Below are 12,888 nucleotides of genomic sequence, written 5' to 3'. Positions count from 1 at the left end.
AAGTATTTTAGGTAAAGAGAATACATTATACTCTTTGCCAGAAGAGTGAGAGTCAAGTAAATTAAAAGTATAATTAAATACTTAATAATCTTCGATATTATTTATTCAATGCTGCTCTTAATTGCTGGTGATGTTTGCAAGCAGATTTCAATGATTGGGAGTTCATATTTACTGCTCCCCCAAAATTTTTCGCTCTCCTAAAACAGGCGCCTAATATCATGTCAAATCTTTTACTTGAAGCTTCTGATATTAATACTCTCCCTGAAAGATTAAAAAGATTAGCATACAGGAGTACGGAACTCGGACACGTTGTTGCAAAAAATCCGTGTACTCCGCCAGACTTACTTGAAGATTTGTTCTACCACTCAGAAGACCAACAATTACATCACAACATTGTATCCAACCCTAATACACCTGTTGATGTGTTGATTCAACTCGGCGCCGAATTTCCTAGAAAACTAATTGACAACCCTGTATTTCCGCTTTTATTGCTAGAAAACCCGCGTTTATTCGACGAAATGCCACCTGACACAATAATGGCTCTTCCGTACTTAACATTTTAGCACGTTAATTACGGAAGAGCCGATTAAATTTACCGTAAACAGGCGCCTAAGCATTCAATTATTCTTTCGTAGCTTGTAAAAACTTATTAATAAACCAGCCTTTAATTGTACTGACAATAGGAAAAACAAGTAATAATGGAGGAAAAATAGCACCGAAGAACAGAACAGCGAAACCTGCAACCCATGAGAGAACACCTATAAATAACCAGAACATATTTAATTCAACTTCATTCGATTGGAAATTAGGCTTATAACGGTTTCGGATAAGCAAGAATTGAGCAAAAGCTAATATAAATCCACCAGAAACTGCCAAGCTAGGTAAGGTATATAATAAAGCGATTGCTCCCTGTCCTCCAGTATTTATATCCATTACTTTTAGAACTATAAAGTCATGTAAAAACATAACTAAAATGCCAACTATACTTGTTGTAAAAAACCATCTAGAAGCGAATTTTTTATTTTTGAATTTCCTATCTAACAATGTTGCTTGTAAATTTGCTAATAAAATCCAATAAACGAAATATATTACAATCGACCGAAGTATATTATGATTAGCGGGCAGCCAGCTAACTGAGTAAAATCCAAGCACACTTGCAATGGCGCCTGTACACAGAGTACTAATCAACCCCCAAAACATAACAAATCTATCTACCATTGCTTAAAATCTCCTCTCGCACTTTGTATAGTCAACAACGGCGCCTCACAATATTTCTGACTATTAGAACAAAATATACAAAAATTTCACTATGTAATCATACTTGAAGTACAGCAGGGCGCCAACAATCAAATCACGACTTAACCTTTATCACAAGCTCGGCGCCTAATATTTCAGCCAACTTCTTCACCGTATCAAACCGCGCGTTCTCTGGGTTACGCACTGCCTTGCGAACATTTGTACTGTACTTTTTAACTAACTCAGCAGGGGAAAGGGATGGATGCTCCAACTTTCCATACTCAATGCTTAACTGGTAATATGACCAACCTTTATCGTGCATTAATTGTTCTAAAACGTTCATTTAAGCGTTTTATTATTTGTAAATTTTAGTATAACTCAATTATTAATCCTTACTTGCCACTATAGCTAAAAAAAACTATATTGTAGAAACAGTTACAGATTACTTGTATGAAAATGTACCGTTGCACCCGTAATAAGCCATATACAGACGAAGTTCCCGGCGCCACTAAGACGAACGCACGACAGGGGCATTATGTAAAAGCCAACTCTGTAGAGGAAGCTATAGCTGAGATGGGGAAACAGTTTCCAGAAGAAATAGAAGCAGGCTTTACAGCAGAGGAGTGGAACGATAATTAACTTTTCTTAATATCTTGGTAATATGTATCAAGATACTTTTAATAACATTATTGAAAAATGTACGTACTTCAAGTCACTTTACAAGACGAAATAGCCTTCGCTTATGAAGGAACGACCAAAGGGAAAAAATGTTTTAAATTTCCAGCAAGCCTTTTTCATGCCAAAGTTTACAAATCAAGAAAAGGCGCCGAGAAAGCGTGTGATAAATTCAAGACAGAAAACGGCGCCTGTCAAGATATAATAGATATTTCGATTCGAGAAGTAACACAAGAGGATATAGAGCAATCAATAATTGATAGTGTAAATAGATATTTAAAATCCGAGTTAGAGTCTTTAAATAGAGAATGTCAGGCTAATTTAAGTGTATCAAAAATAATGAAGTATAAGTTAGCGTGGATGTTGGTAAACTTAAAACAAAACGATTTAGTTTATCATTGTGCATATACTACAACAGGTTGGAAGTGCAAAATAGTTGAGATTGAAGAAATAAAATATTCTTCACTTAAAGTTAAAGACACTTACTATAAAAGGATTTACGGTACTCCTGAAATGAAAAAATTGCCTATTCATGGTATATTGGAGAGGGTACTACCATGCAATGATGAAATAGTTAATTACTTTACTAAGTTAACACCATTACAATCACTTTTGTCAGATAATTTTAATATAGATCAATATCGAAAATTGGATAAATATTAAAAAATAAGAGCTTATAAATTATGTCTTTCAACACACTAGATTTAAAATCCGGTGACAAAGTAGGAGTCTTTTTCTACGACAACGCTTTTGGCAGTAAAGCAGAAATACACGAAGTTAAAAATGTTACAAGAAAAGGCAGAGGGCAGAGGCAGATGGCTTTATGTGGAATACCAATAAGAACTACGCGTTCTGGGTTTAAGCGAGCGTAAAAAAAAAGACGTTTTTACCTTCGGTACACTACGTGAACGAGTTTGCGTTCACGTAGTGTTGCCTATACAGCAAAGCACGTTCACGCAGTGTCTCGCAGAGAAGAAAAACAGCGTCCTTGTTTCAATCCCACTTTTTTAAAGGTGGGTTCATAAGTGCCCTCTGCCTCCTGCCTTCTGCCTTCTGAATTCAAAGGGCTTTGTAACTCTAGTTGATGGAACTAGATATAACAATAGAGGCAAGGAAATAGGCGCCCACTATGGAGACCCTACTTACCTGTGTAGTGTTGAAAGGGCTACAGGTATCATTGAGAAAGCACAGCAGCGTCAACAGCAGAAAGAATTAAGCCATAGCGAATACTTAGCTACGCCCAAGGGAAAAATGGAGACATGCGCGCGTAAAGCTGTAGATGCTTTGATAAAAGTAATGAACCAATATGGCTGGTATGCTGATGTTGATGGACATCTGGATGTAATGGAATCCGAAATAAGGGTAAAAGTTGAAAAATATTTAAGCGAGCATGACTCAGTATAATAATATGAGTTAACGCATAACTTTTTTACTCAACTGCTGATTTTTAAAACATCCTTTTATTAAAATGACTAAATTCAAAGATTACACTGCCCAAAAGTTTGGGCGCCTTGAATGCATTTCGCTTTCTGAACCAGCAAGGGTTAATGGTGAAACTCGCTCTTATATGTAAATGTGACTGTGGCAAAATTGTAGACGTAAATATAGCAAGTGTCGTATATGGAAATACAAAGTCTTGCGGATCCTTAAGAAATACAGCTAGAGATTACACAGGTCAAAAGTTCGGGCGCCTTGAATGTATTTCTCATAAAGAACCAGCAAGACTTAATGGTGCAACTTACTGGAAGTGCAAGTGCGACTGTGGACCAATTGCAGATTTCAACATGGGAAATGTTGTAAGTGGAAGTACAAGCTCTTGCGGGTGCTTAAGAAACACATTCAAGGATTATACAGGTAAAAATTCGGGCGCCTGGAGTGTCTTTCTTTTGTCGAAAGGGTTAATAATGCAACTTACTGGAAATCTCAATGTGATTGTGGGAAAATTGTAGACGTAAATATAGCAAGTGTTGTATATGGAAGTACAAGGTCTTGCGGATGCTTAAGAAATATAGGTCAAGATTATACAGGTCAGAAGTTCGGGCGCCTGGAATGCATTGCTCCTTCTGCTTCTGAACTATCAAAAGCTAATCGTGCAACTTACTGTCCATTAAAATGCGACTGTGGAAATATTGTAGACCTAAGTATAGTAAGTGTTGTATCTGGAAATAAAAAGTCTTGCGGGTGTTCGAGAGGTTCTGGTAAGTCAAAACTATAAGCGCTACAGTTTCAAACGGCGCCGGAACTTTGATGATTTTTATAAATCGCGTAGATTGATAATAATTATCAATTCAATTGTAACAAAAATATACATTTTAAAATTTACGGCGCCGCTGGACATATTTCAGAAACTAGGTATCATGCTTTATGGGTAGTATCAATTAGGCTACTTATAAGCATCTAGAATAGTGGATGAAAAGTAAAATGACAAACTTCAAAGATTACAGTGGGCAAAAGTTCGGGCGCCTGGAATGTCTATCTTTTTCTGCAAGAGTCGAAGCTAACACTTATTGGACATGTCGATGCGACTGTGGCCAACTAGTAGAAGTTAGAATAAGATATCTTGTTAAAGGGGCTATATCTTCTTGCGGATGTTTAAAGCAACAAAGGAAGACAACAAGAAAAACTAGAATAACTAAATTAAAAAATTTTGCGGGACAAAGGTTTGGGCGCCTGGAGTGTATTGAACCATCGGAACTAGCAAGAGTTAATGGTTGCACTTATTGGAAGTGTAAATGCGATTGCGGAAACATTGTAGATAAACATATAGGAAATGTTGTATCTGGACGTATAAAATCTTGCGGTTGTTTAAAATCCAGTTTTAAAGATTATATTGGACAAAAGTTTGGGCATCTAGAATGTATTTCTCCTTCTAAACCAGCAAAAGGTAATTACTGGAAATTTAAGTGCGATTGCGGAAACATTGTAGATAAAAATATAAAAAATGTTGTAGCTGGACGTATAAAATCTTGCGGTTGTTTAAACCCAAGTTTTAAAGATTATAGTGGACAAAAGTTTGGGCATCTAGAATGTATTTCTCCTTCTAAACCAGCAAAAGGTAATTACTGGAGATGTAAATGCGATTGCGGAAACATTGTAGATAAAAATATAGGAAATGTTGTAGCTGGACGTATAAAATCTTGCGGTTGTTTAAACCCAAGTTTTAAAGATTATAGTGGACAAAAGTTCGGACATTTAGAATGTATTTCTCCTTCTGAACCAGCAAGGGTTAATGGTATAACTTACTGGAAATGCAAATGCGATTGTGGCAAAATTGCAGATTTCCCAATCAGAAGTATTAGAAGTGGGAGTATAAAGTCTTGTGGTTGTTTAACACAAAATAGTAAATCGATTATTTATTATATTAAAAATCCGCGTCTTGAAAACCAAGAATCCTTAGTTTTAGAGTTAAAAGCGAAAGATGAAGTAGGTGTATTATTTTATGATAATAGTAACGTAAGTAAAGCCGAAATACACGTTGTATCAAAAGTAACTTTAGCATTTATACTTCTTGAAAATGGAGAGAAATATAATGCTAAGGGTAAAAAAATTCGTGCTTTTGGTGATAATGCTACTTACTTATGTAGTATTGAGACAGCAGAGAGGTTAATCTCTCTTCAATAACAACGTTATAATTTAGTAGTAAAATAATTTTAATAATCATTATAAATTTAATCTTAACAAAAATATACAATTAAAAATTTACGGTGCCGCTAGACACAGAATATACCTATTTTCTGGTTGAAGCCATTGATAATTAAGTGAAAAAGCACGTAGTCAAAGTGTAAAATAATATTGAGAATAATAGTTGAATATTAGCTAATTATGTTTGAAACGAATTCAGAAGGAAAAACTAGACTCTATTTCACATGGGAAAACATTTGTATTGGCTGATATAATGAAGTAGCTAAGTACGAGCAAGAAACAAAGCAGAGCTATTGGGCATCCGAATTTTTTAAAATCCCAGATGATTATAATCCCATAGGTAAAACAGTTTTAGAAATTCAAGCAATTGATAGGAGGCTATTTTTAGAACGTGTAATAAGAACTGTTACTTCAAAAACTAACTAAAAACAGGCGCCCAATCATGAACACACAGCATCAATTACTAGTATCTATAGCTACACAAGTTAAAAGTTTATTACTTAGCGACACGATAACAGACGCTACACCAGAAGTGATGAACCTTTGTGAGATGGTGGAACGCTACGAGGAGACTTATGGAGAATTGGCGCCGTACTTAAAACCCGATAATCAAAAACCCTGGTATGCTTCGTACAAAAAACGATGATATATTAATCAGGTCGGCGCCGTGTCCTTTGTAATGCCTAATCCCAGTAATGCAAAAATACTAAAAGCTGTTCAACTAACGATTGATTTGTTGTACGAGATTAAACAAATTGATGTAACTGAAGAAACTTTAGAACAGATAAAATCCACCGTATTAGCAGAACTTGAAGAAGTATCACCCTACGCACCAGCTAAAATTGATACAATTATTGAGTGCTTAGAAAAGCTTGGTGGTTCTGCATCCCGCGCGCAGATAGCAGCAGATACAAATATTGACCCTAACGCCATTAGTTCTTTATTAAATAAATTAGCTAAAAGAGGCATTATTAAAAAAGTTTTGTTAAAAAGAACCCCTTCATGGAAAAGGGGACATAAACCAGAATATATTTTTAGTCTGCTAAAACGTGAACATAGTTAACAATATTCATATTGCAGGCGCTATACGTTACAACAAAGCGTGGGAATTTTAGACCAAAGCTGGAGGCAATGCCTCTAGAAAAGTTAAGCAACAGGCGCCTCTTGTTCCTGCTCTTGAATTAAGCTAACCTGCGACACTTCATATTGACGACAAGTCCACAAATCTACTTTAAGCCCTTTAATGGAACGTACTGCTATACTACTCAAAGAAAAAACTGTTGAATCCGGCGCCTGTGCTGACAAGGTATCTACTACATCTGCTGGCGATAATTCAGCATTTATACTTACTATAAACGGTTTCAAAGTTGCCCAGTGCAGCGTTGCACTCGTAGACCAAGTTAGCCCTAGTTCATGACATTCTTGATAATGCAGTTCAAAATATTCCCTTGCTTCTTTCTCTGTTGAGTAGGTCAATAAACTGTTACCCTCTTCGTTTAGACAAAGATAGGCGCCTTCGATTGTATCAAACACAATAAAGTAGTTTTGTTTACTTTCCATACATTACCCGGATTTCTCACAAGATTTGAGAAAATAGGGGTCAAAAACTGCCAAAATGTATATTGCACAACAATTACAGCAGTTTGAAGTATGACCCCAAATAAAAACCATTGTAAACCAGAACAGTTTGTATTTGAACAAGTAGCGTCACGTACAGTTATAGTTAATTTCAAGGGTGAACCTGTAACATCGGATGCAGGATTAACATTAATTGCGGAGCTGGACAGAAAAAGAGAAATAACATCACGGCTGGCAGCATGTTTCAAAGACTACCGAGACCCTTCGAGAATTCTACATCCAGTTAATAGCTTAATAGCACAAAGGATATATGGCTTAATCATGGGCTACGAAGATATAAATGACCACGAAACTTTACGTCATGACCCCATATTCGCGCTTGCAGTAGGGAAAGCGATTAATTCAGAACAAGAATTTATTAGTTTGGCTGGGAAAAGTACCTTAAATCGTCTTGAACATTGTCCAGAAGACGTATGTTCAAGAGAAAATAGTCGGTATCATCGTATTGAACATGATGCCGAGGCAATAGAAACGCTCTTAGTCGAGCTATTTTTAGAATCATACCGAAAGGCGCCACGACAAATAATTATAGATTTAGATGTTACAGATGATTTAGTTCATGGTAGTCAAGAAGAAACGTTCTTCAATCCTTATTATCATGGATATTGTTACGCTCCACTATATATTTTTTGTGGTAAACAAATACTTGCAGCAAAACTTCGCGCGTCTAACTTAGACCCAGCCGCATGGGGGTTAGAAGAGTTACAGAGAGTGATAGGAATTATACGCTCACGATGGAAAAATGTCAAAATTATTATTCGTGGAGATAGTGCTTATTCTAGAGAAGATATAATGAATTGGTGTGAGTTTCAAACGGGAATTGATTATGTGTTTGGACTCGCTGAAAATAGCCGTCTACTCCAGCTATCTCAGTCAATAAAGTACCGTGCATCTCAAGAATACTCTGGAAAATTGAAACCTCTAGTCGATTTTTTTGAAACATTATTGCCCCCATCACCAGATTTAACTTCATATGCAGCAACATTTGTTGATAACTCAGTTTGGTATTGTTCTCTTGACTATCAAACTCTAGATAGTTGGAGCCGTAGTCGTCGTGTTGTAGCCAAAGTTGAGTATAGCCATGAAGAAGTTAAAACCCGCTTTGTAGTGACATCACTCCCTGTTAATAAAATTCCTCCCGGACGACTTTATACTCAAAAATATTGCCCGCGAGGTAACATGGAGAATTGTATAAAAGAACAAAAACTAGGGTTACATAGTGATAGAACTAGTACCCATACATTTGAAGGGAATCAATTACGTTTATGGTTTGCAGCCATTGCTTACGTTTTAATGAATACTCTGCGAGAAAAATGTTTAGCAAAAACAGAATTTAAAAATGCGACTGTTGAAACGATACGCGCAAAAATATTAAAGTTAGGGGCTGTTATTACTATTAGTAAACGACGGATTTGTATCGCAATTAGTAGTGCTTGCCCTTATCAGGAGGTTTTCGCAACAATTTATGAAATCTTATCTAAACTACCTTGCCCTGGCTAATGATGACTTAATTAAATTCATAAGTAGTAGCTAATTCTGATTTTAATAGTTGATATTTGGGTTTATTTGATTTAACTCATAAATTGGCATGTCAATTTTTGTTACTATAACCTTTACAACACAGTATTATTTAATTTTAATGTATTTTATGTATTTTAGATATACTCGGTTTTTACTTAGACTTGTTAGCGCTCTGTAGGTATTTGAATGATGTATCAATTAAGTTGCTCAAAATCTGGCTAATCCAAATCTTTTTTTCTCACTTGTGAGAAATCCGGGATTAACGTTTAAAGATAATATTATATTTAATTGTACAATATTTATATGATAGTGATTTATTAATTAATATGAATCATAACCTTACACGCTTACTAGATAAACTTAAGGAACGAGTAGATTTAATTGATTCGTTTCCTTTAAATCCAATGTATAAATATAAAAGCATGGAAAAGCTTATTCTTGAGGTAGGGAAACCGTATTTAACTATAGCTAAGAACTCGAAACTTAAAGGGACTCCTAAAAATTGCTACGAAAATTGCTTTAATATCATCAAGAAACGCCCAAATTTAACTTATTGTGAAGGCTACGCTACTGATGATGAGGTATCGCTTATATTCACTCACGCTTGGCTTATCAACGGTAAAGGGGAAGTAATAGACCCTACTTGGAGAGACCCATCAAATCCAGCTTACTTCGGCGCCGCTTTTAACAACGACTTCGTGATAGACTTTGTTACTACATATCGAGAATATGGCATTTTAGAGAGCGACTATCGTCAAGAGCATAAGTTCAAGATTGAAGGATTTCCTGAAGGCGCCTTAATTAACTAAGTACTTAGATATCTAGATATGCGCGGTATTTCATTTTAGGCGCCTGTAATGCTTCATAAGAGCGATAAGCAGTGATGCTTTGAAGTTATAAATTTAACATCGATATAATTTTCTGCATAAACAGGGGAATAATAGGTATAACCAGATATCCAATAACACTATTATTAGTTCCTACAACTTATGAAACAGAAACAAGATGATTTATCGTTGGACAGAAATGAGCCTCTCCTATATAAACATAATGGTGAACTCACTTAATCATGCGTTGGAGCAACTCATATTACTACATAGACAAGGCTATATAAAAGGCGGATATCGTTTGATGATTTACGGGACATATCAGTTTCGCCCTGCGGATACTTTTGCAGAAATTGAGAAATTTAATTATAGTACAGACACTAAAACACTATTACTAAATGTATGGATGTATGGTCATATTTCTATACTTAAAGTAGTATCTCCGCGGGGGTTTAAAGTTTATGATGATTCTTTTGAAATAGAAGGCGCCGAGGAAGTTTGGTTAGATGATGTTCCGAGTATTAATACAGGAAAACCTTGTGTGTCTTTCAATTAATATAACCAGACCCAAAATTTGTCACTGCGATTTTCGGCGCCATTATTAATCACATAAATACTTAAATAAAAATAAAATAAAGCGGCTCTAGGATAGGTTACACAGGCGCCACTTTATCCTTTAAAAACGGCCACTTTATCTTTTAAGTTACATAAGCTACCGCTTAACGTAGATTCCTGTTCCAGTACTGCTCGGTTAAAGAAAAAAACTAGGCTGTAACCCTTGAAATATCGTTGTTTATTATGCCCAAAAAAAGGCTTAACGGAGCAGTATTGATTTCTCTTCCATTGCTATGAGAGAGCACTACTCAGGAATTAAACTACCTTTAAACTCCAATTTAATTTGGTCAACATTTGTAAGGTCTATCCCGGTATTTTTTGTTTGCGGTAATGAAATTACCCAGGTAGTAAACGGAGTTGGCTGATAATAATCGTGCTTATTTTCTTCAGCATCTTCACCATCAATAATTATCTGATTTGTGCTTGTGTATTTAAACTGGCGTTGGAGTGGTGCCGCCATAAACTCATATTTTTGCCCTTTATAGCGGTCATAAAAATTTCCAGAAGTTGAAAGTGAGACAGTAATTGGAGCCAGTTTTTTAGTCACTAATGTTTGGGAAATTGCGCCATTAATCCAGGCTCTTACTCTTGTGATGCGAACACGATTACAACCTTCAAATTCTGGCTGATCCAGCGTGATATTCCAACTTACCTTTCCAGTTTTTTTGAATATCTCTAGCATTTCCGGATCTGATAGCACACAGGTAATATCCTCCATATCCTGGGGTCGTGGATCAAAACCCTTTAATGCTGTTGCTAAATCATTCTGAATAGTTGCCAAATCTTTCTTCAGTTCGGAAACTCTTTTCATCATTGATGGAGTAAAACTTGGCTCCCGTAAAGCCCAGTATTTGTAAGCCGCGTTATGATTTTCGATTGCCACAAACAGCCATCTTTTAACATTCAAATATCTTTGATAGAATAACTGTATCATCTCCGCATTTGGCTGTTTGCCTGCCTCCAAGTCTTTGACATAATCTTGAATACGGTTAACTTGTTTCTCGCTAACTTCTTTCTCTAATTTTAGCCGTACAAGTTGTTGCGTTAATTCGATAAATGTGCGTTGGCTACCATTGATTGCTTTGCCATAAATTGCTAAAACATGAAGCTCTTTGAGATACTCCGCAGCACCATTAACACCCTCGTCTACAGGCATTTTGAGTGCTAATCCGATTTCTTGCTCAAATACAGACCACGAAACATCATCAGATTGTTCTAAAACCGGTTTTGATAAATCTGTGAGTTGGTTAATCTGGTTAAGCAAATCACTCTTATTAACTGCTTTCTCAATATTTTCTACCATTGCGAGAATCTTGCCCATCGCTTCGATAGCTTTACCCAAAGCCTCGATGAGTTTCAAAATTATTTCCAGTGCTTTTGCCGCTTTAGCGATCGCAGTTGTACTTTGAGCCGCATTCGCAACGGTTGCACCAATAGCAACCAAACTTCCAGTCGCACCAGCAACACCCACTACCACAACGGGAACACCCGCACCACCAGCAGCAGAGGCAACAAAGCCAACTACCACTGTCGTCACACTAGCAACCAATCCAACCAAAGTAGCAGCGACTTCCACGCCAGCCTTAACACCTTCAAAAGCAGCTTCCTTTTGTTTTTTAGCTTTCCACACCTCTAACCCCACTTCAAAAGCTTTTTTAGCTTCTTCTAGCTTGTCTTTTTGAGTGGACATGCGGCTGATATTGAGGCTAAAACCCTGCTTGGCATTACTCAAATTCTCGTTAGCCTGATCTATCAGCTTTTGAGAGAATTTTTCTGTGTCTGTAAAGTAGCCCAACATCAAAGATGCAGATTTTTGACGCTGAACAAGATTCAAGTTGGCATTGCGGAAATTATCATATTCAACTTCAAAACTTCCCGCAGCATCAGTAAAAGCTTTACTCAACTCTTGATATTGAGAACGACTCAGGTAAGGAACAAAAGTTACATTGCCCGATGCCGCTTTTAAATCTAGGAACAAAGCTGAACTTTGCAAAAACATTTCTTGCATTTCCAGCCAAGTTGAGGTGCTTATTTTAATCCATGCCAAAATATCACAAGCAATATCCTTTCTTGATTCAGCGAAAATTGTCGCATACTGAAAACTTGTCACCAGCAACTTATAGAAATTAGATTCAATTTCCCGCATATTAAAAGGGAAAAAATCTAGGTCCGTTTTAGAAACTTTTCCTTCACTATATTCCACTTGAAATCCTAAAGAGGTAACTTGAGTAATTTCCTCGGACCACATTTCATTAGTTTCTTGCTCAAGTAATGCCCGGATTGCGAGACAACCACCCACTTCATTAGTGTAAATAACCAGTGATGCTACTTCTTTGTCTGGAAACATCAAAACAATTTCAGCATTGCCAATTACTTCTATACGTCGGGCAATAATACTGATTGAACTTTCTTCAAGAAGCAAACAATAGTTTGAAGGAATTTCCACAACATCAGCATAAATAGTCAATGCTATCCAGGTAATATTTTTTGCTTTGAGATCAGCGATCACCTGAGCAAGATTTACGTACATTTGCCGTATAATCGGCTGCGGGTCTATCACCATCTCACTACTTCCAGGAATCTGAAAGCGCTTATCTGAACCCTGATAGAGTGATGCCCATTCTGTGACTGATTTCACTTGTAAAGATGATAACTCTGGCATGTAATTTATTCCTTGTTTTTGATTATGTTTTTAGGATGAAAAAAATAATAGTGTTGAATCATTCGGAATAAT

15 protein-coding genes are annotated in these 12,888 nt (G+C 36.4%); 11 read left to right on the top strand and 4 right to left on the bottom strand.

What is annotated here, in order from left to right:
• Positions 1-218: 218 nt before the first annotated feature.
• Positions 219-563 carry a variant leucine-rich repeat-containing protein gene (locus DSM106972_RS14005; RefSeq protein ID WP_127081287.1) on the top strand — a complete coding sequence of 115 codons (345 nt, stop codon included), beginning with the start codon at positions 219-221 and terminating at the stop codon, positions 561-563.
• A gap of 58 nt (positions 564-621) precedes the next feature.
• Here the strand turns inward: DSM106972_RS14005 and DSM106972_RS14000 are convergent, their stop codons facing one another.
• Entirely contained in the window at positions 622-1,218 is a 597-nt protein-coding gene (locus DSM106972_RS14000) for a hypothetical protein (protein ID WP_127081286.1), read from the bottom strand.
• A 133-nt stretch (positions 1,219-1,351) separates the two neighbouring features.
• Positions 1,352-1,579: a hypothetical protein gene (locus DSM106972_RS13995; protein ID WP_127081285.1), complete on the bottom strand. Its 228-nt coding sequence runs from the start codon at positions 1,577-1,579 to the stop codon at positions 1,352-1,354.
• A gap of 107 nt (positions 1,580-1,686) precedes the next feature.
• On the opposite strand from DSM106972_RS13995, the gene DSM106972_RS13990 reads away from it, so the two are divergent.
• From DSM106972_RS13990 to DSM106972_RS13965, 7 genes are all read left to right on the top strand, one after another.
• Positions 1,687-1,875 (top strand): hypothetical protein, encoded by a 189-nt coding sequence (locus DSM106972_RS13990; RefSeq protein ID WP_127081284.1) that lies wholly within the window; start codon positions 1,687-1,689, stop codon positions 1,873-1,875.
• Positions 1,876-1,932: 57 nt separating this feature from the next.
• Positions 1,933-2,574 (top strand): hypothetical protein, encoded by a 642-nt coding sequence (locus DSM106972_RS13985; RefSeq protein ID WP_127081283.1) that lies wholly within the window; start codon positions 1,933-1,935, stop codon positions 2,572-2,574.
• Positions 2,575-2,594: 20 nt separating this feature from the next.
• Positions 2,595-2,783, top strand: a complete 189-nt coding sequence (locus DSM106972_RS53450; RefSeq protein ID WP_127081282.1) for a hypothetical protein — start codon at positions 2,595-2,597, stop codon at positions 2,781-2,783.
• A 379-nt stretch (positions 2,784-3,162) separates the two neighbouring features.
• Entirely contained in the window at positions 3,163-3,315 is a 153-nt protein-coding gene (locus DSM106972_RS51375; protein WP_158632821.1) for a hypothetical protein, read from the top strand.
• 1,017 nt (positions 3,316-4,332) lie between these two features.
• Positions 4,333-5,532 (top strand): hypothetical protein, encoded by a 1,200-nt coding sequence (locus tag DSM106972_RS13975; protein WP_127081281.1) that lies wholly within the window; start codon positions 4,333-4,335, stop codon positions 5,530-5,532.
• Positions 5,533-5,995: 463 nt separating this feature from the next.
• Positions 5,996-6,199: a hypothetical protein gene (locus DSM106972_RS13970; RefSeq protein WP_127081280.1), complete on the top strand. Its 204-nt coding sequence runs from the start codon at positions 5,996-5,998 to the stop codon at positions 6,197-6,199.
• Between the two features lie 21 nt (positions 6,200-6,220).
• Positions 6,221-6,616 (top strand): winged helix-turn-helix transcriptional regulator, encoded by a 396-nt coding sequence (locus tag DSM106972_RS13965; protein ID WP_127081279.1) that lies wholly within the window; start codon positions 6,221-6,223, stop codon positions 6,614-6,616.
• A gap of 83 nt (positions 6,617-6,699) precedes the next feature.
• Here the strand turns inward: DSM106972_RS13965 and DSM106972_RS13960 are convergent, their stop codons facing one another.
• Positions 6,700-7,113, bottom strand: coding sequence for a hypothetical protein (locus tag DSM106972_RS13960; RefSeq protein ID WP_127081278.1), 414 nt, complete (start codon positions 7,111-7,113; stop codon positions 6,700-6,702).
• A gap of 90 nt (positions 7,114-7,203) precedes the next feature.
• On the opposite strand from DSM106972_RS13960, the gene DSM106972_RS13955 reads away from it, so the two are divergent.
• The 3 genes from DSM106972_RS13955 (at position 7,204) to DSM106972_RS13945 (ending at position 10,095) form a co-directional block, all read left to right on the top strand.
• Positions 7,204-8,691, top strand: a complete 1,488-nt coding sequence (locus DSM106972_RS13955; protein ID WP_127081277.1) for an IS1380 family transposase — start codon at positions 7,204-7,206, stop codon at positions 8,689-8,691.
• A gap of 347 nt (positions 8,692-9,038) precedes the next feature.
• The gene (locus DSM106972_RS13950) at positions 9,039-9,521 is read left to right on the top strand and encodes a hypothetical protein (RefSeq protein ID WP_127081276.1); all 483 of its coding nucleotides are present in this window, start codon (positions 9,039-9,041) and stop codon (positions 9,519-9,521) included.
• 241 nt (positions 9,522-9,762) lie between these two features.
• Positions 9,763-10,095 carry a hypothetical protein gene (locus DSM106972_RS13945; protein ID WP_233786935.1) on the top strand — a complete coding sequence of 111 codons (333 nt, stop codon included), beginning with the start codon at positions 9,763-9,765 and terminating at the stop codon, positions 10,093-10,095.
• Positions 10,096-10,398: 303 nt separating this feature from the next.
• Here the strand turns inward: DSM106972_RS13945 and DSM106972_RS13940 are convergent, their stop codons facing one another.
• Positions 10,399-12,816, bottom strand: a complete 2,418-nt coding sequence (locus tag DSM106972_RS13940) for a hypothetical protein (RefSeq protein WP_127081275.1) — start codon at positions 12,814-12,816, stop codon at positions 10,399-10,401.
• Between the last annotated feature and the right edge of the window lie 72 nt (positions 12,817-12,888).

The sequence above is a fragment of the Dulcicalothrix desertica PCC 7102 genome (genome assembly GCF_003991905.1).
GTDB classification, from domain to species: Bacteria; Cyanobacteriota; Cyanobacteriia; order Cyanobacteriales; family Nostocaceae; genus Dulcicalothrix; species Dulcicalothrix desertica.
This window is presented reverse-complemented; position numbering and strand designations above follow the sequence as displayed.